Origin of the sequence: Nocardiopsis baichengensis YIM 90130 (assembly GCF_000341205.1) — a bacterium.
GTDB classification, from domain to species: Bacteria; Actinomycetota; Actinomycetes; order Streptosporangiales; family Streptosporangiaceae; genus Nocardiopsis_A; species Nocardiopsis_A halophila.
This window is the reverse complement of the sequence record NZ_ANAS01000034.1, coordinates 50365-76665: the sequence shown is the minus strand read 5'-3', so window position 1 is coordinate 76665 and position 26301 is coordinate 50365. Positions and strand designations below refer to the sequence as shown.

The window sequence follows — 26301 nt, the reverse complement described above, 5'->3', positions numbered from 1 at the left end:
ACGCTGGCCCCGTGCCCAGCCTCCTCGCCCGCGTGCGCTCCGACCGCAGGGTGCGCCTGGCCGTCCTCGCCGCCGCGCTGGTGTTCGCCGCCCTCGCACTGGCCGACCGGTGGGACGAGGCGCGCGGCGCACTCGCCGCGCTGCCCCCGTGGACGCTGCCGGCCTCCCTGGCCGGCGCCCTGGCCGCGCTCGGCGGCCAGATGATGGCCTGGCGGTCGCTGCTGGCCGGGCTCGGGTCGCCGCTGCCGGCGGCCACGGCGGCACGGGCGATGTTCGTCGGCCAGCTCGGCAAGTACCTTCCGGGGTCGGTGTGGGCGTTCGCCGCCCAGGTGGAGCTGGCCCGCGACCACGATGTGCCCCGCCACCGCGGGGCGGCGGCCACCGGTCAGGCGGTGGCGGTGACCCTGGCCGCCAACCTGGCGGTGGCGGCGGCCACCCTGCCGTTCGCCTCCGAGGAGGCGACCCGGCGCTGGTGGTGGGCGGTCCTGCTGGCCCCGGTGCTGCTGGCGGCGCTGCACCCGCGCGTGGTGGAGGCGGTGCTGGGCACGGCGATGCGGCTGCTGAAGCGCCCCTTGGAGGTGCACGTCGACGGCCGCGCCACCGCCGCCGCGCTCGGCTGGACCCTGGCCGCGTGGATCCCGCTGTCCCTGCACATCGGCGCCCTGGCGGCGGGGGCGGACGGGGCCGGATGGCGCGCCCTGCCGGTCGCGGCCGGGGCCTACGCGCTCGCCTGGACGCTCGGCGTGCTGTTCGTCATCGCCCCGGCGGGCGTCGGCGTGCGCGAGCTGGTGCTGGTGGTGGCGCTGTCCCCGGTCCTCACCCCGGGCGCGGCCCTGGTGGTCGCGGCCCTGTCCCGATTGGTGATGACGGCGGCGGACCTGATGGCGGCAGGCCTTGCGGGGTGGGCGGGACGAGCGGCCACCACAATTTGACTGCACTTTGCAGGCACTGAATGGACAATGCAGGCATGACTGCGCTCACCATCCGCGATATGCCCGAAGAGACCGTGAGGGAGCTCAAGACCCGAGCGGCTCGGGACGGCAAGTCCCTGCAGGCCTACGTCCGCAGCATCCTCACACGCGAAGCCGCGAAGCCGACGCTCGCCGAGGCCGTCGAGAGGGCGCGCTGGACCGCCGATGCCGATCTCAGTGTCAAGGACGTCCTCGACGTCATCGATGAAGCACGAGGCCGGCGGTGATCGTTCTCGACAATTCGCCCCTCGTGGAGATGCTGGCGATCAAGGGCCCCGTGGGCGAGGGGGTGAAGTCCCGAGCGGCACAGGAAGAGGAGGTGGCCGCGCCCTACCTGGTGGACACCGAAGTCATGTCGGCACTTCTCGGCCTGGTCCGGGGACGGAAGCTCTCCGAACCACAGGCGGAGGCCGCGATGGCGCATTACCGGGCACTCCCCATCGACCGGTACGAGACCGCTCCATTGTGGCCGCGGATCAAGGTGCTCCACGCGAACCTGTCCGCTTACGACGCCACTTACGTCGCGCTGGCTGAGGTCCTCGGCGCAACTTTAATCACCAGCGACGCTCGGATCGCTCGAAGCGGCGCGGCGCGATGCGCGATCGAGGTGTTCGAATAGTCCTGCCTCAAGGACCTCGTCCATCTCGCTCCTGAGGCAGTCGAGATCGATGCTCGGCACTCGGGCGGAAGAACGCCTCAGCTCCCCCTTGGGAACGAACTCCCTCCGCCGGGCATGCGCATCTTCCATGCGGCGATACTAGTAGTACTTCGTTAGGTTCCTGGTTTCTCTTTTCCCTGCCCGGTTCCGCCGTCCACGCGGCGTGCCCCACAGCGCTGCCGTCCGCCAAGCCCCTCGCGGTCCGCCGGCAGCGGCAACGACCACGCGGCCGGTACCCCGCCCACCGGCCCCGGCCGGCCCGCAGGCCGCCGGGCGCTCCGCGTTGATCTCGGGAAAAACGACCCTAAAAACGGGCGGGAAGGGTCGTTTTTCCCGAGATCAACGAGAGAACCAGGCAAACTGGGCGGACGGCGGAACCGGGCAGGGAAAAGAGAAACCAGGAACTTAACGAAGTACTACTAGCCGTCCCCGCTCACGTTCTCCCGGGAACCGGTCAGCTGCTCTGTGTAGACCTTCCATAGCGCGTCCGTGTCGGCCGGGCGGACGCCCTTGCGGAGCTGCTCGGCCCTGCCCGGAGACGCGAAGGCCGCCAGCGCCCGCGCCAGGTCGTCCGGATCGTCCGGCGCGCACAGGAGGCCGTCGACGCCGTCGCGGACCTGCCCGGCCATCGCCCCGGCGCGGGTCGCCACCACCGGCAGGCCGCGCTCGTGGGCCAGCCGCACGTTCTGCGTGGAGGTCGCCGACCGGTACGGCAGCACCAGCACGTCGGCCGCGTCCAGCAGCACCGGGACCTCCCCCGCCGGGACGTACCCCTCGCGCAGCTCCACCCGGTCGGCCACCCCCAGCTCGGCCGCCAGGGCGCGGTAGGCGTCCGCGCCGGTCCAGAACTCGCCGGCCACCGTCAGGCGCGCGGACGGCGGCGCCCCCTTCGCGAACGCCCGGAGCAGCACGTCCACCCCCTTGTAGGGACGCACCAGGCCGAAGAAGAGGTAGTGGGGGAAGCCCTCCGGGCGGGAGGGGGCCGGGACCCGACCGGCCGGGGCGCGGGCATCGGGGAAGTGCGGCGGCAGGTCGGCCACGCGCACGTCCGCCCCCGGCGCCAGGCGCCGCGCCAGCGCCGCCTGCTCCGCGGAGTGCACCAGCACCGTGTCCGCCCGGCGCAGCAGCGCCCGCATCAGCAACCGGTCCCCCGGACGCGGCTCGTGCGGGAGCACGTTGTGCGCGACCACCGCGGTGCGCACCCGGCGCCCCGCCGCCGCCAGCAGCACCAGGTAGGCCGGGACCTGCACCGGGGAGAGCACCGCCACCGCGAGCAGCCCGCCGCGCGCCGCGGCCCGCCGCCCCGCCGCCCACCAGGTGTCCGGCCGGTACCAGGCCATCGCGCGCACCGTGGGCGCGAACGGCTCCCCCTCGGCCTGCTCCACCGTCTGCCGCCCCGGGTAGAGCAGCGCCGGGTACTGGGCCCGCCACGACTCCAGCACCACCCGGCGCCCGGCGGCCGCGAGCCGGCGGGCCAGCTCGGTGGTATGCCGGGCACCGCCGCCCTTGTAGGGGTGGGCCGGGCCCACCAGCGTCACCTGCACGCGCCCCTCCCCCTACACGCCGTTGCGCGAGCGCACGATCAGGTCGGCCAGCAGCGCCATGGCCCCCACGATCAGCCCCGTCATCAGCAGCATCACCGTGTTGTTGGGGATGTAGAGGGGGCTGCGCACCTGGTCGAAGACGAACTTGGCGGTGCCGATCCCCAGCAGCCACAGCGCCGGGGGCATCAGTACCTTGAGCGGGTTGAAGTACATGACCATCCGCAGCACCTGCAGGATGTACCGGTAGGCGTCGCGCACGAAGTGGAACTTGGAGTCCCCCGACCGCTTGGCGTAGTCGATCGGCACGTAGACGATCCGGTGCTGGTTGGACAGGAACGCCAGGGTGATGGTGGTGACGCAGGAGAACCCCGGCGGCAGCAGCCGCAGGTAGGGCAGCGCCACCTTCCGGCGGAACGCCCGCAGCCCGGAGTTCAGGTCGGGGATGCGGGTGTTGGTCAGGCGCTCGGCGATCTTGCGGATGGCCCACTTGGCGGGGATCCGCAGCAGCCGGTGCGAGCCCGCCTCCTGCCGCCGCGCCCCCACCGCCTGGTCGACCGCCGGGTCCTCCAGCACCGTCCGGACCAGCTCGGGGATGCGCTCGTTCGGGTAGGTCATGTCGGCGTCGGTCCACACCACGATCTCGCCGCGGGCGCGCCGGCTGCCGATCCGGCGCACCGTCCCGGCCCCGCCGTTGTGCCCGAAGGCGATCACCTCCAGGCAGGGCAGGCGCCGCTCGGCCTCGCGCAGCCGCGCGAGCGTGCCGTCGCCGGAGGCGTCGTCGAAGGCCAGCAGCTCGTAGGTGTAGCCCGAGGCGTCCATGGCGGCGCAGATGCGCTCCACCTCCGCCACCACATGGGTCTCCTCGTTGTAGCAGGGCAGCACGATGCTCACGTCGGGGGCCGGGGCCCCCTGGTCCTGGGCCCCCTGCTCCGCGGGCCGCTGTTCCACTGGTTCCACCGGGCTCTTTCCGTCCTCGTTCACCGGCCCTCCCCTCGGGCGGGCGGCAGTTCGTCGGGGAGCACCGCCACCCACACGTCGCCGTGGAAGGCCCACGGCCCCGACGGCGGCTCCATCAGGGTGCTCGGGTCCTGGTCGGCGCGCACATGGAAGGGGTGCTCGATCCGCGCCCCGGGCGGCGCGTGGGCGCGCAGCGGCCCCTCCTTCTCCGCCGCGAGCACGGGGGTGCGCCCGCGCGCGTCGATGCCCTCGGCGGCCCGCACCACGGCCGCCCCGTCGGCCGCCGCGGCCACCGGCACGTCGCACATCCCCCGGATCAGCTGCCCGTAGTAGTGGCCGACCCCGTCGACCAGGACCACACTGGCGTCGTCGGGGATCGCGGCGCACAACCGCTCGGCCGCCCGGACCGTGCCGGAGTCGGAGCGGTAGTCCAGGCCGCGCACGGCGGTGGCGGCGGTCGGGACGAGCATGGCCGCCGCGCCCGCCGCGGCCACCACGGGCACCACCGCCCGCCCGCCGGGGCCCGCCCCCGTCCGGGACAGCTCCTCCACCCGGCGCCCGGCCCAGGCCAGGAACCACACGGCCAGCAGCACGAACGCCGGGAGCACGAGCACCACCAGCCGCCGGGACGCCCACGGGTGGTCGGGGGTGATCGCCGGCCGGGCCAGCGTGGCCGCCACCGACCAGGCCGCCACCGCCAGCGGCAGCACCCAGTGCGGCTCGCGCCGCTGGAGCACCCTGCGGGTGAGCAGGCAGGCCCCGAGCACCCCGAACAGCACCGTGCCCAGCCCCAGGTACCAGCCCACCCAGTACAGGCTCATGTCCTCGTAGTTGCGGTCCGGGTCGTACTCCAGGCCCTCCAACCGCTGCAGCTGGCCGACGAAGGAGGCGGTGGCCTCGTCCCCGTGCCCGTACTCGGGCCACAGCAGCGGGCGCAGCGCCAGCCCGACCGCCACCAGGCCCACCAGCACCGCGGCGGCGGCCGGCAGCCACGGCGGCCGGTCGGTGCGCGGCACCCCGTGCCTCCACAGCAGGGCCGCGGCCACCGCGGTGGCGGCCGCCACCGCCGCGCAGATCAGCAGCAGCGGGTCCAGCGAGGCCGACAGGTGGTCCAGGTAGGGGCGGGACAGCCCGAACCCGGCCACCAGGCCGTACCCGGTGCCCACCGCCAGCCCGAGCGCCAGCGGGACCGCCTGCCCGCGCCGGGCGAGCAGCAGCAGGCCGGCCACGGCCACCACCGGCAGGGCGTCGCGCAGCATGTCGATGCGCACGACCAGGCCCAGCCCGAACATCAGCCCGGCGGCGCCCGCCAGCAGGTGCGGCCGCCCCCACCGGCCGCGCAGCGGCACCCGCTCGGCCAGGGCGTCCACCGCCACCGCCAGCGCCCCCAGCATCAGCAGCTGGGCCACCGGTTCGCTGTAGGTGGAGCGGCTCGCCCACTGCTCGGGCAGCGCCAGGGCCAGCACCAGCGCGGCCAGGGGCGCCCAGCGCGCGCCCACCAGGCGGGCCGCCAGCCCGCCGAAGGCCAGCACGGCCAGCCCGCCGACGACCGGCGGGACCAGCACCATGCCGGCCGGGCCGGCGATCCAGAGACCGACCGCGTACAGCAGCGGCGCCCCGGCCAGGAACTGCGGCCAGATCTCGTCGCCCACCTCGTAGTAGGCGAGGCTGCCGTAGCTCAGCCCGGGGTCGTCCCCGGCGATGAGCTCACGGCCCTGCGGGATCGGCAGCGATCCGTGCTGCGCGATCCAGATCGCGTACTGGGCGTAGGAGGCGGGGTCGCGGCGGATCACCAGCGCCTCGGCGTGGTAGGCGAGCTGCACGGCCGTGAAGGCCGCCGCCACGAGCACCGTGGCGGCCAGGGGCCACCAGGGCGGCGGCTCCCCCTGCGGGGCCGGCGTCCACCGCACGGCCGCGTAGGAGGCCAGGGCGACGGCGGGGACCCCGGCGGCCAGCCCCGCGAGAGGGGTGAACCATCCGATCAGCAGCAGCGGGAAGGCCACCAGCAACCACCCCGCCAGGGCGAAGGCGGGCAGCACCGTGGCACGGGCGAGCAGGCGGCCGGGATTGCGGGGCATGGAGGTTACTGTGCCACTGAAGGCCGCACAGGCCGATTCCGCCCCGCTGGGCGGCACGAGGGAGAGGGACTACTCCTCACGGCGCATGAGCAGGTCGCCCTCGGTCGAGTCGGGGTCGTCGGTGTCGACCGTGAGGACCCCGTCCTCCACGGCGAGGTGGGCCTCCGCGCCGATGTCGGCGGTGCACTCCCCCTCCTCGCCCTCTCCGACTTCGGTGACCTGGGACACGAACCCCTCGGCCGGATCCTGCCACCCGCGCACCAGGGTCAGTTCCAGGTAGCAGTCATCGATCTCGACGCTCTCCAGCACCGCCGTGCGCTCGCCCTCGTCGATCTGCATCTCCCACAGGTGCACGCCGAGGTTGCCCTGCCAGTCGCCCTCGAAGTCCGCGGTGAACACCGGGGCCGGCACCGGTGCCGACGACGGTCCGGTCGGCGTGGGGGACGGTTCCGCACTGGGCTCCGGCGACGGCTCCGGCGAGGCCTCCGGGGAGCCTTCCGGCGTGCCCGACCCGGCGGCGTCGGGGGTCTCCTCGGACGCGCTCGGGGCCCCGCCGGGCAGCGGCAGCAGGCCGGCGGCCATGGCCGACACCAGGGCCAGCGCGGCCAGGGCGAGGACGCCCCCGGCCGCCGCGGCGATCCACGGGCCGGTGCGCCGCCGGCCCCGGCGCTCATCCTGCGGCCCTTCCCGGGGCTCCTCGGGAAGCAGTGCGGTGGTCCCGGCGCCCCCGGCGGGCCTGCGGCCCAGCAGCGCCATCAGCAGGTCCTCGGAGCCCGGGCGCCGCTCCGGCTCCTTGGCCAGGGCCGCCTCCACCAGGGGCCGCAGCCGCTCGGGGACCCCCTCCACGTCGGGCGCGCCGTGCAGCACCCGGTGGAGCACCTCGGGCACGGTGTCCCCCCGGAAGGGCGCCCTGCCGGTCGCGGCGAAGGCGGTGACCGCGCCCCAGGCGTACACGTCGGCGGCCGGCCCCACCACGGCCCCGGAGACCTGCTCGGGGGCCATGAACGCCGGGGTGCCGATCGCGGTGGCGGTGCGCCGCCCGTCGGCCAGCGGCACCTGCGCCACCCCGAAGTCGATGACCCGCGCCCCGCCCTGCCCCAGCAGGACGTTCTCGGGCTTGAGGTCCCGGTGGACGATCCCCGCCTCGTGCACCGCCACCAGCGCGGTCGCGGTGTTGACCGCCAGCCGCTCCAGGTCGCCGCCGGACAGCGGCCCGCCGCCGCGCACCGCCTGGGCCAGCGACGGCCCGTCCACGTACTCGCTGGCGATGTAGGGCGGCTCGGCGGCGAAGTCGGCGTCGAGCACCGCCGCGGTGCAGAACGACGCCACCCGGCGGGCCGCCTCGGCCTCGCGGGTGAAGCGCTCGCGCATCGAGGGGTCCTCCAGGGAGCGGGCGCTCAGCGTCTTGACCGCCGCGCGGGCGCCGTCGGGCGCCTCGCCCAGGTAGACGGTGCCCTGGCCGCCCTCTCCGAGGCGGCCGATGATCCGGTAGCGCCCGATCCGGCGCGGATCGGCGTCGCTCAGGGGGCGGGGCTCGGGCACGGCTGCGGTCCTCCCGGGGGTCGTCGGTGCACCACTGCGACGGTAGCCCACGTCCGCGCGCGCCCCGGCGTGATCATGGGCCGACGGGCCAGTAGCATGTGTCCGGCCCCGCCCTCCCCCAGCCCGTCCCGGCGGGGACGCCGAACCAGCGGAGGACCCTCCTGTGCCCGCGGACACCCCTGCCCAGCTGTGGCGCGACGCCCTCGCCGGCGACCCGGCGCGCCCCTTCGTGACCGCCTACGACGGCCCCGCCGGCGGGCGTGTGGAGCTGTCCGGCGCCACCTTCGGCAACTGGGTCGCCAAGACCGCCAACATGCTGGCCGACGGGTTCGGCACGGTCCCCGGCGAGCGCGTGGCCCTGGCCCTGCCGGTGCACTGGCAGAGCCTGGCCTGGCTGGTGGCGTGCTGGTCGGTGGGGGCCGTCCCGGTACTGCCCGCCGACGCCGGCACGGTCCCGGACGCCGACATCGCGGTGGCCGACGCCGACCGGATCGGGGCCGCACTGGACGGCGGCGCGCGGGAGGCGGTCGCCGCCTCCCTGCACCCCCTGGGGGCGCCGCTGCCGGACTGCCCCCCGGCCGCCCTGGACTACGCCGACGAGGTGCGCGGGTACGGTGACCACCACACGCCGGTCCCCGCCGCGGCCGATCCCGGCCGCCCGGCCCTGGAGTCCGGCGGCCGGACGTTCACCGCGGCCGAGCTGACCGGGGCCGCCCGCGCGCTGGCGCGGACCTGGGAGCTGACCGACGGCGACCGTGTGGCTATCATCACCTCAGCGCGGGAGCCCCTGGGGGCACTGGGGGCCGACCTGTCGCGGCTCCTCGCCCCCCTCTCCCGCGCCGTGCCGCTCGTCCTCACCCCGAGTATCGATTCGGCTAACCTGCAATCACGGCTTGATATGGAGCGCGCCACGGCCCTCGTCGGCGCACCGCCCGGCACCCCCGCGCCCTCGGGCGGCATCAGGCCACTGTCCTGACGTCTAGTCATTGGTTCCCGATGCCGAGAAAACGCCCCTCCTCACGCGGCTCCACGCGGGGTCACGCCGCGGCCCGGCGGGCCGCCTCGCCCGCCCGCATCATCGCCATGGTCTCCACCGGGCTGGTCATCTGCAGTCTGCTGGCCGGCTACGGCGTCTACTTCAACATCTACAACAAGATCAGCCAGGAGGAGATCGACTTCGACGAGTGGGGCGACCGCCCCACCCGCGTCGACGGGGTCATGAACATCATGATCATCGGCTCCGACGTGCGCAGCGGTGACAACGCCGACTACGGCGACGCCGAGGGGGAGCGCCCGGACGTGCTCGCCGTCGCGCACATCTCCCCGGAGAAGGAGACCGCCACGCTGGTCAACATCCCGCGGGACTCCATCGTCGACATGCCCGCCTGCGACCCCAAGGGCGACAAGCCCGGCCAGCAGGCGCACACGGCCATGATCGGCGAGGCCATGAACAGCGGCGGCGTCCAGTGCCTGTGGAAGACCGTCGAGGACCTGACCGACGTGCACATCGACCACTTCGTCAGCCTCGACTTCGTCGGCTTCAAGGACATGGTGAACGCCGTGGGCGGGGTCACCATGTGCATCCCCGAGCCGGTCCGGGACAAGAAGGCCGGGAACCTGAACCTCGAGGCCGGCGAGCAGACGCTCGACGGCGAGGAGGCGCTGGGCTACGTGCGCTCCCGCAAGGGCCAGGGCGACGGCAGCGACCTGGCGCGCATCGACCGCCAGCAGGACTTCATGGGCGCCATGCTCAAAGAGGTGATGAGCGGTGACACGCTCTCCAGCCCGACCACCGTCAACAGCTTCATGGGGTCGGTCGCCGAGTCGCTGACCACCGACGACGGTCTGACCGTGTCCACCATGGGCGACATCGCGGTGGCCATGCGCGAGGTGGACCTGGGCGACGTCCAGTTCATCACCGTGCCCAACGGCCCCCACCCGGCCGACCCCAACCGCGTCATCTGGTCCGAGCCCAAGGCCACCGAGCTGTGGAAGCAGGTCGCCGCCGACGAGATCAGCGGGGACCCCGACGAGGAGGAGGGCGGCTCCGGCGGGGGCGGCGAGAAGGAGGAGAAGGCCGACCCCTCCGAGGTCTCGGTGGAGGTGCTCAACGGCACCGGCATCCCCGGACTGGCCGACGAGGTCTCCACCGGGCTGACCACCCGCGGCTTCCAGCCCGCCGGCACGGGCAACCCCACCGGGCAGGTCCCCCCGCAGACCACCGTCTACTACGGCTCCGGCCAGAAGGCCGCCGCCGAGGCGGTCGCCGAGACGTTCACCAACGCCGCCACCGAGGAGAACCCCGCCCTCGGCGAGACGGTGCAGGTGATCGTCTCCCAGGACTGGGTCGGCTTCAAGGCCTCCTCCGGCGGGGGCGGGGGCGACGGCCCGGGCGGTGTCGACGTCGACTCCAAGAGCGCCGCCGACGCCAAGGTCGACTGCGGCTGACCCGGAACGCACCCGGAACGCCGAGGGCCCGCACCCCCCGGAAACCGCCCGGGGGGTGCGGGCCCTGTTCCGTCCGCACGGCGCCATCACCACGGCGCCGTCGTCGTCACGCCGGGACCGGGCGGTCCAGGACGACCGGCTCGGGGACCGCGCCCTTGACGATCAGGCCGGTCCACATCCGGCACACCTTGTCCAGCGCGTAGTTCTCCCGGATCTCGGCCCGGGCCGCGCGCCGCGCCGCGTCGAAGCGCCCCTCGGCCACGGTGGCGTGGATCGCCTCGGCCATCGCCGCCGGGTCCTCGTGCAGCCACCGGCGCGAGTAGATGGTGTCCGCGCCCGGCCAGGTCAGCACCGCCGGCACCCCGCCGGAGGCGGCGCACTCGGCCGGCGCCAGGTGGAAGCTCTCGTCGTCGCTGGTGGACAGCGTGAAGCCGATCCTGCGCAGCCAGGCGGCCACGTCCGGGCCGAACGGGTCGAACACCACCCCCTCGGCCAGCAGCGGGTCCCGGCGCAGCTCCCGGTAGGCGCGCTCGTAGTACTCGCGCTCCTCGGGCCGGTTCCAGATCCACCAGTAGTCCCAGGGCTGCTTGGACTTGACCGCCAGGGTGAACCGCCGGTCCCGGCGGCGCAGCTCGCGCAGCACCTCCAGGCCGCGGTCGATCCGCTTGCGGGAGGGCGCGATGCCGATCATGCCCAGCGTGTACTCGGCGCCGGGCAGTTTGGGCCGGTCCAGCTGCTCGGTGTCGACCCAGTTGGGCAGCACGACCACCTTGTCGGCCGGCCACCCGGCCAGCTCCCGCGTCAGCCGGGCGTAGTAGGGGCTGACGCAGATCACCGCGTCCACCTTCTCGATGTCCAGCTTGCGCGGCCACTCGGCGTAGAGCTCGAACCGGTGCAGCCGCACCAGCAGCCGCTGGCCCGGGCGCTTGTGCTCGGCGTAGAACAGCGCGTTGGGGCCGCACCACTCGCAGATCACCACGTCCGCCCAGGACGCCAGCTCCCGGCTGCGGTACTGGTCGTGGGCGCGCAGCGACTCCCACTCGTCCAGGCGCACGTCCAGGCCGGGCAGTGAGGTCAGGTGCTCGGCCAGCCGGGTGAAGAACTTCAGGTCGTGCCCGGCGATGACCACCTTGAGCGGGCGGCGCGGGTCGGTGCCCTCGGGGCCGCCCGGGCAGGCGGCCTCCAGGAGGGACCCGAGCCGCTCGGCGGCGCGCTCCAGGGTGAAGCGGGCGGCCGCGGCCCGGCACCGCTCGGCGGCCTCGGCGCGCAGCGCGGGGTCGGCGGCCAGGGCCAGGGCGTCGGCGACCTCCTCGGCGTCCGCGCCCGGCTCGGCGAACAGCGGGTAGTCCTCACCGAGCAGCGCCTCGTGCATCGGGGTGCGGTTGAGCACCACCGGGAGCCCGAGCGCCCCCATCTCCAGGACCTTGGTGGACAGCTCCAGGCTGGCGTCCATCTCCTCGTCGCGCCAGGACAGCCCGATGTGGCAGTCGGCGGCCAGGCGCAGCGCCTCGGCGCGGGGCACCCCGCCGTGCGCCACCAGCCCCTCGGTGCCCTCCAGCGCCTTGGACATGCGGCGGGCCCACTCCGGGGAGTCCCGGTGCACCTTGTCGCCGACCATGTGCAGCTCGGCGGGGACGCCGCGCTCGGCCAGCGCCGCGGGCAGCCCGGCCATCTCCAGCGTGTTCCAGCGCGGCGCGAACTTGCCGGTGTAGACCAGGCGGAGCGGCCCGTCCAGGGCGGCGGCCGGCCGCGCCCGGGGCGCGTCCTGCTCCAGCACCACCACCGGCGGGAAGAGCACGCTCTTGCCGCAGGCGGCCGGCACCGCGCCCTCCAGGAAGCCGCGCAGCTCCTCGGTCTGGCACAGCAGGAACCGGGAGGCCACGGCGATGTCGGTGAGCTCGGAGACCGCGCCGGCGGTGAGCTCGGGCACGCTCTGCGGCATATCGGTCAGGTAGGTCCACAGCCGCCCCGAGAGCCGCTCGCTCTGCGCGGCGAGCACCGCCAGCCGGCGCCCGCGCACCACCACCAGGTCGAAGCGCTCCCGGGCGTCCAGCCGCTCCATGAGCTCCACCGCCTGCTCGGGGGTGAGCCCGCGCGGCCCCAGGCCGTCCAGGAGCCGCTCCTCGTAGGGGCGGCGGAGGGCCACCGCCGGGTCGCGCTCCAGCGGCGCCGTCAGCCGGTCGGTGGAGACCTCGGCCTTGAGGAGCAGCGTGGGCGCGCACCCCGCGGCGGCCAGCGCCTGCACCATGGACTGCGCCCACACCGCGGAGCCGTCCATGATGTTCATGTCGACGTCGCCGTACACCAGGGCCCGCAGCCCGCGCCCCGGATCCTCGGGGCCTTGCCGATTGTCGTCCACGTCTTCCCTTTCACGGCCGCGGCGGCGGGCCCGCCGCCGCGGAACGTCCGATTCCACCCGGGGCGCGCTCAGGGCGCGCCGGGGGCGCTGCGGGCCTGTGGGGCCCCGGCCGCCTCCCCCGCCCGGCGGTGCGGCCCCAGTGCCAGCAGCCGGGCCCCGTGCCGGTTCCACAGCCCCGGGTCCAGGCCCCGTCCGGCCAGCTCGGTGCGGGCCAGGTCGGGCCGGACCGCGCCGACGAACACGTAGTCCTGGTCGGCGGTGGCCGCCTCCCATGCACCGTCCCCGCCCCCGGGGACGGTGGCCGCGCCCACCGCGTCGGCCCCCGAGCACTCGGCGGCGCACAGCAGGTCGGCCAGGAGCGCCGGCCCGCCGGCCTCCCGCCACAGCACCGCCCAGGGGGCCGAGGCGGCCCGGGCCAGCGCCGCCCAGCGCAGGTGCCCGGGGCCGTCGGCGGGCACCCCCTCGGCGGTGCGCACCGGCACCCCGAAGGAGCGCAGCCGCTCCACCCCGGCCAGGTGCGCCGCCTCGGCGGGCACCACCGCCTCGGCCGGGGCCAGGTCCTGGTTGAGCAGGTCGTCGGCGAGGGCCAGGGCGGCGGTGTCGTCGGCGGGCGCGGCCAGCACCGCGGCGCGGCGCCCGGCCAGCACCGCCGAGGCGCCCGCCGAGCCGGGGGCGAAGTCCAGCCGGCCGAACACCTCGGCCAGCCGGACCGGTACGGCGTCGGTGAGGAAGACCGAGCGCAGCACCGCCCGCACCTCCTCGGGCGGCAGGGGCCCGGCGGCGCGCAGCCGCTCCAGCTCGCGGGCGGCGGAATCGGCGCCGGCGGGGCCGGGCGGCACCGCGGCCGCCCGCTCCGGGCCGTCGCCGGGCCGGCCCACCAGCAGGGCCCGGGCCCCGCAGGCCAGCGCGCGGTCGGCGGCCCCGGCGTCCTCCACGACCACCAGCGAGCTGGAGCGCAGCACCTCGGGCAGGTCCTGCCAGGCCGCCTCGGCCGGGCGCAGCCCGTCCTCGGCCAGCGCGCCGAGCACCCGGCGGGCGGCCGCGCCGGCCGGGCGGGGCCCGGCCAGGCGCACCGGCTCGGCGGAGCGCTCGGGGTCGGCGGCGATCGGGTTGAACCGGTGCAGCGGCACCCCGGCGCCGCCCTCGTGCACCAGGTCGAAGCCGAGCCGGGCCAGGGCGGGCGGGGCGGGGGCGTCGGCCAGCAGCACGGTGGGCACGCCGCGCGCCGCGGCCGCCTCCAGCACCCAGGCCAGGGCGCGGGTGCGGTCGGCGGCGGCCGGGTCCCCGGTGTGCGCCCAGGGGCCGCACCCGCCGGGCGCCGCGGCCGAGGCGCTCACCAGCACCGCGTCCACGTCGACCGACTCGAAGACCGGCTGGGCGTCGTGCGGCAGCAGCGGGACCACCCGCACGTAGGGCCGCACCGCCTCGGCGGCCTCGGCGGAGAGCACCCCGGCCACCGCCAGGCGCCCGTCGGGCGCGCCGGGGGCGCCGCTGAGCAGCCGCGCCTCCTCGCGCTCGGTCTCATAGGAGCGCACCGGGTCGGGCCTGCGGCGGCCGGAGGCCTGGGTGGTGCGCCCGCTGCGCCGCCACAGCCGGAACAGGTCGCGGGGGAGCCGCACCAGGCCGCGGCCGGGGCGCTTGGCCGCGGAGGTCAGCGCCCGGCCCACCTGGAGCGAGGTGGAGCCCTCCAGCGCGGCCAGGCGGGCCTGGGCCTCCTGGAGCTGGGCCTCGCGCTCGCTCAGGGCGCGGCGCAGCTGTTCGGTCTGGGACTGTTCTCGCCGTTTCACGGGTTCTTCCTACCTTGCACGGTGGACAGCACGTCGGCGATGCGCTCCCCGGCCCGGCCGTCCCACAGCGGCGGGACGGCGCCGGCGGGGGCGCCGTTGACCGGCTCGCCGGCGACCGCCTTGGCGACCAGGGCCGGCAGCTCGGCGAACTCCTCCCGGGAGACCAGGCGGTTGGTGCCGTGGGTGATGGTGACCGGCCTCTCGGTGTTGGGGCGCAGCGTCAGGCAGGGCACTGAGAGGATAGTGGTCTCCTCCTGCACGCCCCCCGAGTCGGTGACCACGGCGCGGGCGCCGCGCACCAGCGCCACGAAGTCGATGTAGCCCAGCGGCTCCAGCAGGTGCACCCGGGGGTGGGAGCCGAGCCCGGCCGCGTCGAAGGCGGCCTTGCCGCGCGGGTGCACCGGCATCACCACGTCGACCCGGTCGGCGACCCCGTGCACGGCGGTGACCAGCCCGGCGACCGCCTCGGGGTCGTCGACGTTGGCGGGCCGGTGCAGGGTGGCCGCCACGTAGTCCTGCGGCAGGCCGTGGCGCGCGCGCAGCGCGTCGGCGTCGAACCGGTCGAGGTTGGCCGTCAGGGTGTCGATCATCGGGTTGCCCACCAGGTGGACGCTGTCCACCGGCAGCCCCTCGTCGGCGAGGTGGGCGACCGCGTCGGCGCTGGTGGCCAGGCACACGTCGGAGAGCCGGTCGGTCACCACCCGGTTGACCTCCTCGGGCATGGTCCGGTCGAAGGAGCGCAGGCCGGCCTCCACGTGCGCCACGGTGATGCCGAGCTTGGCCGCGGTGAGCGCGGCGGCCACGGTGGAGTTCACGTCCCCGTAGACGATGACCGTCTCGGGTGAACGGCGGATGAACTCCCGCTCCAGCCCGGTCATCAGCGCGGCGGTCTGCTCGGCGTGCGAGCCCGACCCCACCCCCAGGTCGGCGTCGGGGCGGGGCAGGCCCAGGTCGCGGAAGAACACCGCGGACATGCGCTCGTCGTAGTGCTGGCCGGTGTGCAGCACCTGCTGGGCCTGGCCGCGCCGGTCAAGGGCGGCCACCACCGGTGCCGCCTTCACGAAGTTCGGGCGCGCGCCCACGATGTGCAGGAATGCCATCGACCTCTTCCCTCGCTCCCCACCCGGTCCGCGCGGGACCGGCGTGTTTTCCTCCTGCGACGCGCGCGGGACGCCCGGGCGTCACCGCGCCGACACCGCCGCGTGGTTGCCTACCGATCGTGTTGCACACCCTCAGAGCGGCCTCCTATGCCGCCACCCTGGCCTGGCGCCACCTGCGCGAGGAGCCCGCCCGGGCCCCGCTGCTGGCGCTGCGTGTCCTCCCCTCCCCGCTCCGCCGGGCCGTCCGCGGAGCCGCCGCGCGGGGCGGACCGCTGGGCCGCGCCTACGCCCGCGCCGACGCCGGGGACGCCGCGGGCGCCGCCCGCACCGCCCGGCGCGCCTGCGCCGGTGCGCCGCCGCGCACCGCGGCGCGGATGGCCGCCTTCGCCCTGGCCGTGCGGGACACCGCACTCGCCGACGAGCTGGCCGCGGCGCTGCCGCCGGGCCGCCGCCGGGCGTCGCTGGAGCGCCGCTCGGCCCTGCTGTCGGGGCGCGCGGTGGCCGCCGGCCCCTCGGCGTCGGGGCCGTCGGGGCCGTCGGAGCCGGTCCGCCCGCCCTCGCTCACCGTAGCCCGGGGGCGGAGAACGGTGCGCGACGGCGCGGTGAACGGTGGGCGATCAGCACAGATCGGGGGGAGGGTGCTGCACCTGGTGACCAACGCCCTGCCGCACACCAACGCCGGCTACACCCAGCGGACGCACCGGATCGCGGTGGCGCAGCGGGGGGCGGGGTGGGAGCCGCACGTGGCGACCCGGGTGGGCCACCCGGTCTCGGCCGGGGTGCCCGACGCCCGGCCGCGGGTGCTGGTGGACGGGGTGGCCTACCACCGGCTGGTGCCCTGGCGGGCCCCGGCCGGCGCCGGCGCGGAGCTGCGGGCCGGGGTGCGCCTGGCCGGGGCGCTGGCGGACCGGCTGGACCCGCAGGTGCTGCACGCGGCCTCCAACCACCGCAACGGGCGGCTCGCCCTGGAGCTGGGGCGCGCCCGCGGCCTGCCGGTCGTCTACGAGGTGCGGGGCTTCCTGGAGGAGTCCTGGCTGTCCCGGGACCCCTCGCGCTCGCCCGCGGACGCCTTCTACCAGGCCGAGCGGGCCCAGGAGACGGCGTGCATGCTGGGGGCCGACCTGGTGGTGACCCTGGGCGCGGCGATGCGCGCCGACATCGCCGCCCGCGGTGTCCCCGAGGAGCGGATCCTGGTGGTGCCCAACGCGGTCGACGAGGCGTTCCTGGAGCCGCTGCCGGACGGCGGCCCGGTGCGCCGAGGCCTGGGCATCGCCCCGGACGCCTTCGTGGCCGGGACCACCACCAGCTGCTACGGGTACGAGGGGCTGGACACCCTGCTGGAGGCGGTGGCGGTGCTGCGCGGGCGCGGCACCGACGCGCACGCGCTCATCGTCGGCGACGGCCCCGAGCTGCCGGCGCTGCGCCGCAGGGCCGCCGAGGCGGGGTTGGAGGGCGCGGCGCACTTCACCGGCCGGGTCGGGGCCGACCGGGTGCGCGCCCACCACGCCGCGCTGGACGTGTTCGCGGTGCCCCGCCGCGACGAGCGGGTGTGCCGCCTGGTCACCCCGCTCAAGCCGGTGGAGGCGATGGCCGGGGGGCTGCCGGTGGTCGCCTCGGACCTGCCGGCGCTGCGCGAGCTGGTCGAGCCGGGCGGGGCCGGGGCGCTGGTGCCGCCGGACGACGCCGGGGCGCTGGCGGACCTGCTGGGGGCGCTGGCCGGCGACGCCGGCGAGCGCGCCCGGCTGGGCGCAAGGGCCCGCGCGGCGGTCGGCCGGGACCGGACATGGGCGGCGGCGGCCGAGCGGTATTCGACGGCCTACCGCTCGTTCACGGACCTTCGGCCCGTGTGAAACGTGGGCGGGAAAGGAATCCTGAGTGACGCCCGAGTTAATTCCTCCGGGCGGAACGGAATTCCGGCGGACCCACCAGGGAAAACCGCCGTACAGTCAGAAATCGGACACCGGTGACCGTCGTGGGACCTGGGGGACCTGCAGGGACGGACGCCTGCACCGGAGCGCCGGGACCGACGGAACGGCGCGCATATACCGCTCCGCGGGAGCGGATATGCACCCATCGGCGAGATGTCCGGAGCTGGCCGCCGCACCCGTGCGGCGTCCTCCCGGAACTACGCTCGGGCGTCTAGGGGGTGTTTCTTGGGTCTGGTCCGTAGCGAGCGGCGTCCAGGTGCGGTCATCGCAAGGCCGCTGTGCTCCCTGAGACGCGGAAGGAGTCGGCCCGGGTGCGCCGTCGACTGATGAGAACGCAGCGAGGGCCGTGCCTGGGCGTCGCGCAGTAGGGCCCGACCCAAGAAACACCCCCTAGTCCAAGCGAGCACCGTACCCCGACACACCGCCCGACCCATCGATTTTCCACCGCTGCTTTCGAGCACCGCTTCCAAGAAGGTGAGGGGCCCTGTGGACGCCGCTACCCCGACAACGGATCTGGCCGTCATCGGCCTCGGATACGTCGGCCTCCCGCTGGCCCAGGAGGCCGTCCGGGCCGGCATGGCGGTCACCGGCTTCGACGTCAGCCCCGCGGTCGTCGACGGTCTGAACTCCGGCACCTCGCACATCGACGACCTGTCCCCCGAGGACGTGGACGAGATGCTGCGCGCGGGCTTCACCGCCACCGCCGACCCCGACGTACTGGGCCGCGCCTCGACCATCGTGGTCTGCGTGCCCACCCCGCTCTCCGACGAGGGCGGCCCCGACCTGGGCGCCGTCGCCTCGGCCGGGCGCCTGATCGCCGAGCGGCTGCGCCCGGGCACCCTGGTGGTGCTGGAGTCCACCACCTACCCGGGCACCACCGAGGAGGTGCTGCGGCCGCTGCTGGAGGAGTCCGGCCTGGTCGCCGGCGCCGACTTCCACCTGGCCTTCTCGCCCGAGCGCATCGACCCCGGCAACCCGGCCTTCGGGGTGGCCAACACCCCCAAGGTGGTCGGCGGGATGACCGAGCGCTGCGGCGAGCTGGCCGCCCGGTTCTACGGCGCCTTCGTCTCCCAGGTGGTGCGCGCCCGCGGCACCCGCGAGGCCGAGATGGCCAAGCTGCTGGAGAACACCTACCGGCACGTCAACATCGCCCTGGTCAACGAGATGGCGGTGTTCTGCCAGGAGCTGGGCGTGGACCTGTGGGACTCCATCGCCTGCGCCGCCACCAAGCCGTTCGGCTTCCAGGCCTTCTACCCCGGCCCCGGCGTCGGCGGGCACTGCATCCCCATCGACCCCAACTACCTGTCCTACAAGGTCAAGACCCTGGGCTACCCGTTCCGGTTCGTGGAGCTGGCCCAGGAGATCAACGCCCGCATGCCCTCCTACGTCATGCAGCGCGCCCAGGAGCTGCTCAACGACGCCGGGCTGGCGCTGTCCCGCTCGCGCGTGCTGCTGCTCGGCGTCACCTACAAGGCCGGCATCGCCGACCAGCGCGAGTCGCCGGCCCGCCCGGTGGCGCGCAAGCTGGCCGAGAAGGGCGCCGCGCTCACCTACCACGACCCCTACGTGGAGGAGTGGACGGTGAACGGCTCCGCGGTGCCGCGCGCCCTGGACCTGGAGGGGGCGCTGCGCGAGGCCGACCTGACCGTGCTGCTGACCGACCACCCCGACTACCGGCCCAAGCTGCTCACCGAGCACGCCCGGCTGCTGCTGGACACCCGGGGCGTGCTGCGCCGGCTGGACCCGCAGGTGCCGACGCAGGGCCGCACCACCGCGCCGATCGAGCGCAAGGGCGTGCAGGTGCTCTAGGGCCCGCGCCCGCACGGCGGGGCCGTCCCCGGACCCGGGGGCGGCCCCGCTTCTTCATCGCCCCCACCCCCGGGCGTAACCGCGGGATTCACCCTCCGTTTCCCGCCCGCGCCTAGGTTGGCCCCACAAGGTCGGCCGCCCGCCCGGGCGGGTTCTCCTCCGGCCCGGGAAATGGAGCATCAGGCGGAGGCGCTCATGCACGCACTCGTGGCCACCGTGGTCCACCACCCGGAGGACGCGCGCATCCTGCACCGGCAGGTCCGCGCGCTGCTGGAGGCCGGCCACTCGGTCACCTACGCCGCTCCCTTCCGCGAGCGCGGGGTGACGCCCTGGCCCGAGCTGGAGGCGGTGGACCTGCCGCGCGCGGCGGGCCGGCGCCGGCTGCGCGCCCTGCGGGCCGCCCGGGCCGCCCTGGCCGAGCACGCGCCAAAGGCCGACCTGCTGCTCTTCCACGACCCCGAGCTGCTGCTGGCCCTGCCCCGCCGCCGCCCGGCCACCGTGTGGGACGTGCACGAGGACGCGGCCGCCGCGCTGCTCACCAAGCCGTGGGTGCCCCGGCCGCTGCGCCGGCCGCTGGCGCCGCTGGTGCGCTCCTTCGAGCGCCGCGCCGAGCGGCGCATGCACCTGGTGCTGGCCGAGGAGGGCTACCGGGGCCGGTTCGCCGCCGACCACCCGGTGGTGCCCAACACCACCTGGGTGCCCGAGCGCCCGGCCCGCCAGCCCGGCCACGACCGCATCGTCTACCTGGGCCACCTGTCCGAGGCGCGGGGCGCCCGCGAGCTGGTGGAGGCCGGACGCATGCTGCGCCCGCACGGGGTGCGGGTGGACGTGATCGGCGCCGCCGACCCCAAGGTGCGGCCGCTGCTGCGCGAGGCCCAGCAGGAGGGGGCGGTGCGCTGGTACGGGTTCGTGCCCAACGACCGGGCGCTGCGCATGGTCAGCGGGGCCATGGCCGGGGTGAGCCTGCTGCACGACACCCCCAACTACCGGCACTCGCTGCCCACCAAGGTGGTGGAGTACATGGCGCACGGCCTGCCGGTGATCACCACCCCCACCCCGGCCGCCGAGGCGCTGGTCTCCGGCCGGGCGGAGGGGGCCTGCGGGGTGGTGGTCCCGCACGGGGACCCGCGGGCCGCCGCCGAGGCGGCGCTGCTGCTGCGCGGCGACCCCCAGCTGCGCTCGCGGTTCGCCCGGACCGGCCACGAGATCGCCCGGGAGCACTACCACTGGCCCGTGCAGGCCAAGGCGTTCGTCCGGCAGCTGGAGGAGTGGGCCCGGGCCGAGCCGGGGCTGCGGACCCGGCCGCGCCGCACGCCCGCCCCGGTGTAGCGTGCGCCACACCGGCCGCCGGGCCGGAATAGCCCCTGCGGGGGCGGGGTTTCCCCGGTGTCCGCGGGTTCCATGCAAATGCATGGACATCGTGCGCGGACCCGGCACGAGAGGAGACCCCATGACCGCGAGCGCCGACCCGCTGGCCCTGTCCAAGGACGCTCAGGACCTGCTCTTCCGCGAGGCCCGCTCGGCCAACGCCTTCGGCCCCGGGCCCGTGGCCGAGGAGAAGCTGCGCGCCCTGCACGACCTGGTCAAGCACGGGCCGACGGCGATGAACGTCCAGCCCCTGCGGGTGCTGCTGCTGCGCTCGGCCGAGGGCCGCGCGCGGCTGCTGCCGCACCTGGCCGAGGGCAACCGGGCCAAGACCGGGGCCGCCCCGCTCACCGCCGTGCTCGCCTACGACGCCGACTTCCACGAGCGGGCCGAGGACTTCTTCCCCGACCGCGCCGGGATGGTCCGCGAGGTCTTCGCCGACGCCGAGGGCCGCCGGGCCCCCGCCGAGCTCAACGCGCACCTGCAGGCCGGCTACTTCCTCCTGGGCGTGCGCGCGGCCGGGCTGGCCGCCGGCCCGATGAACGGCTTCGACCACGCCGGGGTGGACGCCGAGTTCTTCGCCGGAACCGCGCTGCACGCCTTCATGGCGGTCAACATCGGCGAGCCCGCCGGGCCGCACGAGTTCCCGCGGCTGCCCCGCCTGGACTACGAGGACGTGTGGACCGAGCTGTGAGCGCGGTGAGCGCCCCCTAGAGGATCGGCGGGCGGCCGTCGCGGGCCATCCGCCAGGCCGTCGCCCAGGAGATGGGGGTGCGCGGGCCGGCCTCGGTCCGCCACCCCTCGGCGAACCCCTGGAACCAGGCGCGCAGCGCCGGACCCGAGCGCTCCCGCAGCACCGTCAGGCCCACCCAGTTGGCCAGGTAGAGCCCGGCCAGCGGCCAGGGCAGGTTGCGCCGGGCCAGCCAGACCCGGTTGCGCGCGTTGAGCCGGTAGAAGTCGGCGTGCCGGGTCGGTGCGGTGGCCGGGTGGTACATCACCGACTCGGCGTCGTACTCGATGTGGTAGCCGGCGTCCAGGATCCGCCAGGCCAGGTCGGTCTCCTCGTGGGCGTAGAAGAACCCGCCGGGCAGCCCCCCGCCGGCCTCGAAGGCCGCGCGGCGGATCGCGCACGCCCCGCCCAGGAAGGTGGTCACCCGGCTGGAGCGGCGCGCATCGCCCGCGCGCAGCCGCGGCACGTGGCGGCGCTGGTCCGGCCCGCCGTCGGGGTCGGCGATGCGGAACGAGAGCGCCCCCAGCCCCGGATCGGCGGCGAACCGGTCGACGAGGCGCCGGCACAGCTCCGGCGAGCGGTACCAGCCGTCGTCGTCGAGGAAGAGCAGGATGTCGCCGTCGGTGGCGGCCGCCCCCTGGTTGCGCCCCTCGGGGATGCCCAGGTTCTCGGCCAGGCGCAGGGTGGCCACGCCCTCGGGCAGCTCGGGCAGGTCCGCGCCGTTGCCCACGACCACCACGTCGACGTCGGCCCCGCGCTGCTCCAGCACGCTGGTGACCGCGCGGCGCAGCTCCGCCGGGCGGTTGCCCATGGTCAGCACGACGCACGAGATCTTCAAGCGCTCGGCACCTCCGCTGGACGCCGGCGCGAGAGACCCTTCGGTGGTCTCACGAGGCGCTTCCTCGGACACGTGTCGGTTCATGGCAACCGTTCGTAGGCGTGGACGGCGGGTGGACGGAACATTACCGTCCCGCGAACCCGATAACGAAGAGATAAGGGATCGTTTTCCCCCGCGCGCACGGGGAAGGGGGCGGCGCCCGGCGTGCCGGGGCGCCGCCCGCGACTACTCCAGGCGCCGCGAGGCCAGCACGCTGACCAGGTGCAGCACGGTCTGCAGGGCGGCCACCGCCACGCACACCGCCACCAGCACCCGGGTGGCGGCCAGGTCGCCGCGGACCGCGTCCACGACGGCGGCGCCCACCAGCAGCAGGGACAGCTCCACCGCCTGGATGACGCGGTGGAAGCGCAGCGCCGAGGCGGCCTTGCGGGCCAGGCTCAGCCCGGCCGAGCGGGGCCGCATGGCCTCCTGGGAGATCTGCTCCGGCAGCCCGGCCTTGGCCCGGGCCACCACCACGTTGTCGGTCTCGGCCTTGATCAGCGCCACGCCGATGGCGGCGGCCATGCCGGCCACGACCCAGCCCCCGGCCTCGAACGACCCCTGCGCCCGCACGCCCAGCCCGATGAGCAGGGCGATCTCGGACACGTAGTGGCCGATGCGGTCCAGGTAGATGCCGGCCACGCTGGTGCGGCCGGTGTAGCGCGCCACCTCGCCGTCGACGCAGTCGAGCAGCAGGTAGACCTGGACCATGGCGAAGGCCAGCAGCGCGGCCCACAGCCCCCCGAAGGCCACCACGGCGCCGGCCAGGACGCCGAAGGCCATCATCAGGTAGGTGATGGGGTTGGGCGGCACGCCCATGCGCACGAAGACCGTGCTGACGTAGGGGGACACGTCGCGCATGTACAGGCGGCCGGCCCAGTGCTCCTCGTTGACGCGCTCCTTGACGCCTTCGGGCTGGCCCCCGGCGCGGACCTCAGCGACCGACGGTTTGGACATACTCACCGACGCTCCGCCGAATCTCGTCCTCGGACAGGGACAGGTGCTCCAGCACGGTGTAGCGCCCCGGCCGGGTGGCGGGGGCGTGCGCGACCGCGCGGGCGAACTTCTCCTCGTCCAGACCCACGTCCCCGGGGGTCAGGGGCAGCCCGTGGCGGACCAGGCAGGCGCGGATGTCCCGCATCCGCCGCCCGTCCTCGCCCAGGTGCCGGGTGCGCAGGAAGTACGCGAACAGCGCGCCGATCCCGGCCAGCTCCCCGTGGTTGCTCACCCCGGGGAACAGGTGGGTGACGGCGTGCAGGATCTCGTGGCACCCGCCGCTGGCCGGGCGGCTGGACCCGGCCACCGACATCGCCATGCCCGACAGCACCAGCGCCTCGGCCAGCACGGTGAGGAACTCGTCGGACTCCACCGAGTCGGGGCGGTAGAGCACCGCCTCGGCGGCCACCCGGGCGAAGGTCACGGCCATGCCGTCCACCGGCTCGCCCTGCTCGCGCCCGGCCAGCTCCCAGTCGGCGATCGCCGAGAGGTTGGAGACCACGTCCCCCACCCCGGAGCGGACCAGCCGCTGCGGCGCCGCGCGCACGTAGTCCACGTCGATGACCACCGCGATGGGCATGGACACCCCGTAGGTGCCCTTGCCGCTCTCGTGCTCCAGGGAGGCGGTGGGCGAGCAGATGCCGTCGTGGGCCAGGTTGGTGGCCACGGCGACCATCGGCACCCCCGCCATGGAGGCGGCGTACTTGGTCACGTCGATGGTCTTGCCGCCGCCGATCCCGGCGACCGCCTCATAGGCGCCCGAGCGCAGCTTCTTGCCCAGCTCGGTGGCGGTGTCGACGCTGCCCCCCTGGACCTGGAACACCTCGCAGTCGGGCATGTCCAGGTCCGCGGCGATCTGCTCGCCCTGGCCGGGGCCGACCGCCACGGCGATCCGGCCCTCGGCGGCGATGCGGCGGTCGGACAGGACCGACCCCAGGGAGGCGATGGCGCCCCGGCGCACGTCGATGGTGAGCGGGGACGGGAGCATCCGGGCTAGTAGCGGCATGCGATCTCCCGGGCGCGCGCGAGGTCGTCGTGGTCGTCGACCTCGACCCAGTCGACCCTGCCGATCGGGGCGACGGCGATCTTGCCGCCGCGGCCGACCATCTCCTGGTAGCCGTCCTCGTAGTACAGCTGCGGGTCGCGCTCCCAGGTGGCCTTCAGGGCGTCGGCCAGGCGGCCGGCGGCCGCGCCGTCGATGAGGGTGGCCCCGATGTACTCGCCGGCCGCCGAGGCCGGGTCCATCTGCTTGGTGATCCGCTCCAGGTGCCCGGAGGCGTCCAGGGTCACCTTCATCTCCTCGTCGGCGAGCGTTTTGGCGTTGTCCACCGCCAGGAGCAGCTCCGGTCCGCGCGCGGCCAGTAGCGTCTCCTCGACGCTCACCGGGTGCACCGTGTCGCCGTTCACCAGGAGGACGCCTTCGGAGAAGTACTCACGCGCGGTCCACAGGGAGTAGGCGTTGTTCCATTCCTCGGCCTTGTCGTTGTGGACCAGGGTCAGCTTCACGCCGTGGCGGCGCTCCAGCGCCTCCTTGCGCTCCTCGACCGCCTCGGACCGGTAGCCGACGACGACCACGACGTCGGTCAGTCCGGACGCCGCCAGGTTGTGCAGCGAGATGTCCATGATGGTGGTCTCGCCGTCGACCGGCACCAGCGCCTTGGGGAGCGTGTCGGTGTAGGGGCGCAGCCTCCGGCCGGCTCCGGCCGCAAGAACCATACCGAGCATGTACGCGCGTTCCTCCTTAGGTCGTGGAGGCGCCTGCGCCTCCCGGGTCGTCGCCGGTGTCCGCCGGGGCGTCCACCGGTGTGCGGGCCCAGCGCGCCGCCGCCCCGTAGGCGAGCAGCACGGCCAGGTAGCCGGTGAGCGCGCCGAAGGCGAACGGGAGCCAGCCCAGGGCGCCTCCCGCGGCGGCGAGCAGCATGCGCCCGTCCCAGCCGAGCATCGCCCGCGCGGACCGGTCCGGCGGACCGGCCCCCTGGCGTGCCCGGCAGACGGTACCGCAGTGGTGCAGGGCCACCACGACCAAGAGTACGAACACCAGGGGACCCGGTACGCCGCCGCCCGTGCCCAGGGCGAGCAGGTACAGGTACTCGGCCCCCCGCAGGAGGGGGACCGCGAGGGGGTCGTGGCGGCCGCCGTGCGGGTGCGCCGAGGCGGCCCCGGCCAGCAGGAGCGCGGCCACCGGTGCGAACAGGGTAATGCCTGTCACCGACCCCAGACCGGCCGCCAGCAGCACGCCGGTCACCAGCGCCGCGGCGGCCGCGGGCGGCAGCGGCGGCAGCGCGCCGCCCGCCAGGCGCCCCAGCAGCCGCGCGAGGTGACCATCATCACGCAGGAACCGCACGTCGACGCGTGTGGACACGGGGGGCGGGGGGAAGCCGTCCACGCTAGCCGCCCGGCCCCGGCCCCGGACGGGGGTCCACCAGGGCGGCCGTCACCGCGATCGCGCACCCCACCATGAGTGCGATGAAGGTCACGCGCGCGTCGGCGGCCAGCGCGCCCGCCGCGATCACCGCGAACCGCAGCGGGCGCGGGAAGGCCGCCGCCGCACGGGCCGCGGCCGCCGCCCCGGTCCGCCGCGCGGGCGCGGGGCGCCCGGGTCCGTGTGGGTCGTGCGGGTCGTGCGGGTCGTGCGGGCGCGCGCCCCGGCGGTCCGGGCCCAGCAGCTCCTCGGTCAGGCCGGCGTCGCCGGGCTCCCGGGCGGTCGGCATGCCGGGCAGCCGCGCCAGCGGGGAGCCCGCGCGCGGGTCGGGCACCGGCCCGGGGGCCGGAGCGGCCCGGCGCGCCTCGCCCTCGGCCACGCTGTCGCGCAGCGCCAAGGCGATCAGCGCCCCGGCGGCCCACGTCCAGGCGTCCGCGTCGCCGGCGGCCGCGCCGCCCGCGGCCAGGCCGGCGTAGACCGCGTACTCGCCCAGCCGCCCCAGGACCGCGGCCAGCCACTCCTGGAGGGCGTCCCGGCTCCCGGCGGCGGCCGCCGTCCGCAGGTGCTCGCAGAGCAGCACCGCGGCCAGGAGGGCCGCGCCCGCCAGGGCACCGCGGGCATCGCCCGCGGAGAACCAGACCGCGGCCAGGGCGGCCGGCACGGGCGCGATCCGCGTGAGCACGGCGGAGGTCACCCGCCGAGCCTCCCCTCCCGGGGAGGCCGCGGCAAC

22 protein-coding genes are annotated in these 26301 nt (G+C 75.5%); 9 read left to right on the top strand and 13 right to left on the bottom strand.

Annotated elements, in window-relative coordinates:
• The first annotated feature begins 11 nt into the window (after positions 1-11).
• From C892_RS0123725 to C892_RS0123715, 3 genes are read left to right on the top strand one after another with little or no spacing between them, the layout of a single operon-like run.
• Positions 12-932, top strand: a complete 921-nt coding sequence (locus C892_RS0123725; protein ID WP_017559229.1) for a lysylphosphatidylglycerol synthase domain-containing protein — start codon at positions 12-14, stop codon at positions 930-932.
• A 35-nt stretch (positions 933-967) separates the two neighbouring features.
• Positions 968-1198, top strand: coding sequence for a FitA-like ribbon-helix-helix domain-containing protein (locus tag C892_RS0123720; RefSeq protein WP_017559228.1), 231 nt, complete (start codon positions 968-970; stop codon positions 1196-1198).
• Entirely contained in the window at positions 1195-1590 is a 396-nt protein-coding gene (locus C892_RS0123715) for a type II toxin-antitoxin system VapC family toxin (RefSeq protein ID WP_017559227.1), read from the top strand. The genes C892_RS0123720 and C892_RS0123715 overlap by 4 nt, the downstream gene beginning before the upstream one ends.
• A gap of 458 nt (positions 1591-2048) precedes the next feature.
• On the opposite strand, the gene C892_RS0123710 is transcribed toward C892_RS0123715, so the two are convergent.
• The 4 genes from C892_RS0123710 to C892_RS31925 all read right to left on the bottom strand — a co-directional run bounded on the left by C892_RS0123710 (position 2049) and on the right by C892_RS31925 (position 7750).
• Positions 2049-3173 carry a glycosyltransferase family 4 protein gene (locus C892_RS0123710; RefSeq protein WP_017559226.1) on the bottom strand — a complete coding sequence of 375 codons (1125 nt, stop codon included), beginning with the start codon at positions 3171-3173 and terminating at the stop codon, positions 2049-2051.
• 12 nt (positions 3174-3185) lie between these two features.
• The gene (locus C892_RS0123705; RefSeq protein ID WP_017559225.1) at positions 3186-4121 is read right to left on the bottom strand and encodes a glycosyltransferase family 2 protein; all 936 of its coding nucleotides are present in this window, start codon (positions 4119-4121) and stop codon (positions 3186-3188) included.
• Between the two features lie 29 nt (positions 4122-4150).
• On the bottom strand, positions 4151-6208 hold the full coding sequence (locus C892_RS0123700; RefSeq protein ID WP_017559224.1) for a hypothetical protein: 2058 nt from the start codon (positions 6206-6208) through the stop codon (positions 4151-4153).
• 69 nt (positions 6209-6277) lie between these two features.
• On the bottom strand, positions 6278-7750 hold the full coding sequence (locus C892_RS31925) for a serine/threonine-protein kinase (RefSeq protein ID WP_051060595.1): 1473 nt from the start codon (positions 7748-7750) through the stop codon (positions 6278-6280).
• 163 nt (positions 7751-7913) lie between these two features.
• On the opposite strand from C892_RS31925, the gene C892_RS0123690 reads away from it, so the two are divergent.
• Together C892_RS0123690 and C892_RS0123685 are read left to right on the top strand one after the other, a co-directional pair.
• Positions 7914-8726 (top strand): TIGR03089 family protein, encoded by an 813-nt coding sequence (locus tag C892_RS0123690; RefSeq protein WP_017559223.1) that lies wholly within the window; start codon positions 7914-7916, stop codon positions 8724-8726.
• A 107-nt stretch (positions 8727-8833) separates the two neighbouring features.
• The gene (locus tag C892_RS0123685; protein ID WP_239647507.1) at positions 8834-10198 is read left to right on the top strand and encodes an LCP family protein; all 1365 of its coding nucleotides are present in this window, start codon (positions 8834-8836) and stop codon (positions 10196-10198) included.
• A gap of 106 nt (positions 10199-10304) precedes the next feature.
• On the opposite strand, the gene C892_RS0123680 is transcribed toward C892_RS0123685, so the two are convergent.
• The 3 genes from C892_RS0123680 to wecB form a co-directional block, all read right to left on the bottom strand.
• Entirely contained in the window at positions 10305-12557 is a 2253-nt protein-coding gene (locus C892_RS0123680; RefSeq protein WP_017559221.1) for a glycosyltransferase, read from the bottom strand.
• Between the two features lie 68 nt (positions 12558-12625).
• Positions 12626-14344: a hypothetical protein gene (locus tag C892_RS0123675; protein WP_026124587.1), complete on the bottom strand. Its 1719-nt coding sequence runs from the start codon at positions 14342-14344 to the stop codon at positions 12626-12628.
• Complete coding sequence (wecB, locus tag C892_RS0123670) at positions 14341-15444, bottom strand: non-hydrolyzing UDP-N-acetylglucosamine 2-epimerase (RefSeq protein ID WP_017538556.1); 1104 nt, start codon at positions 15442-15444, stop codon at positions 14341-14343. Before wecB ends, C892_RS0123675 begins: the two co-directional genes overlap by 4 nt.
• A gap of 122 nt (positions 15445-15566) precedes the next feature.
• Between wecB and C892_RS0123665 the strand changes: the two genes are divergently transcribed.
• The 4 genes from C892_RS0123665 to C892_RS0123650 all read left to right on the top strand — a co-directional run bounded on the left by C892_RS0123665 (position 15567) and on the right by C892_RS0123650 (position 21240).
• A complete protein-coding gene (locus C892_RS0123665; RefSeq protein WP_017559220.1) occupies positions 15567-17294 on the top strand; it encodes a glycosyltransferase in 1728 nt (575 codons plus the stop codon).
• Between the two features lie 564 nt (positions 17295-17858).
• Positions 17859-19181: a nucleotide sugar dehydrogenase gene (locus tag C892_RS0123660; RefSeq protein WP_017559219.1), complete on the top strand. Its 1323-nt coding sequence runs from the start codon at positions 17859-17861 to the stop codon at positions 19179-19181.
• A gap of 195 nt (positions 19182-19376) precedes the next feature.
• Positions 19377-20510, top strand: a complete 1134-nt coding sequence (locus C892_RS0123655) for a glycosyltransferase (protein WP_051060597.1) — start codon at positions 19377-19379, stop codon at positions 20508-20510.
• A gap of 121 nt (positions 20511-20631) precedes the next feature.
• A complete protein-coding gene (locus tag C892_RS0123650) occupies positions 20632-21240 on the top strand; it encodes a malonic semialdehyde reductase (RefSeq protein WP_017538560.1) in 609 nt (202 codons plus the stop codon).
• 16 nt (positions 21241-21256) lie between these two features.
• Here the strand turns inward: C892_RS0123650 and C892_RS0123645 are convergent, their stop codons facing one another.
• From C892_RS0123645 to C892_RS0123620, 6 genes are all read right to left on the bottom strand, one after another.
• Positions 21257-22114 (bottom strand): glycosyltransferase family 2 protein, encoded by an 858-nt coding sequence (locus C892_RS0123645; RefSeq protein WP_017538561.1) that lies wholly within the window; start codon positions 22112-22114, stop codon positions 21257-21259.
• A 225-nt stretch (positions 22115-22339) separates the two neighbouring features.
• Positions 22340-23110 carry a CDP-alcohol phosphatidyltransferase family protein gene (locus C892_RS0123640; RefSeq protein ID WP_017559217.1) on the bottom strand — a complete coding sequence of 257 codons (771 nt, stop codon included), beginning with the start codon at positions 23108-23110 and terminating at the stop codon, positions 22340-22342.
• On the bottom strand, positions 23088-24137 hold the full coding sequence (locus C892_RS0123635) for an iron-containing alcohol dehydrogenase family protein (RefSeq protein WP_017559216.1): 1050 nt from the start codon (positions 24135-24137) through the stop codon (positions 23088-23090). Before C892_RS0123635 ends, C892_RS0123640 begins: the two co-directional genes overlap by 23 nt.
• 5 nt (positions 24138-24142) lie before the next feature.
• Positions 24143-24874, bottom strand: coding sequence for a phosphocholine cytidylyltransferase family protein (locus tag C892_RS0123630; RefSeq protein ID WP_017538564.1), 732 nt, complete (start codon positions 24872-24874; stop codon positions 24143-24145).
• Positions 24875-24890: 16 nt separating this feature from the next.
• The gene (locus tag C892_RS0123625) at positions 24891-25511 is read right to left on the bottom strand and encodes a DUF5941 domain-containing protein (protein ID WP_239647506.1); all 621 of its coding nucleotides are present in this window, start codon (positions 25509-25511) and stop codon (positions 24891-24893) included.
• A 25-nt stretch (positions 25512-25536) separates the two neighbouring features.
• The gene (locus tag C892_RS0123620; protein ID WP_017559213.1) at positions 25537-26265 is read right to left on the bottom strand and encodes a hypothetical protein; all 729 of its coding nucleotides are present in this window, start codon (positions 26263-26265) and stop codon (positions 25537-25539) included.
• Positions 26266-26301: the final 36 nt, after the last annotated feature.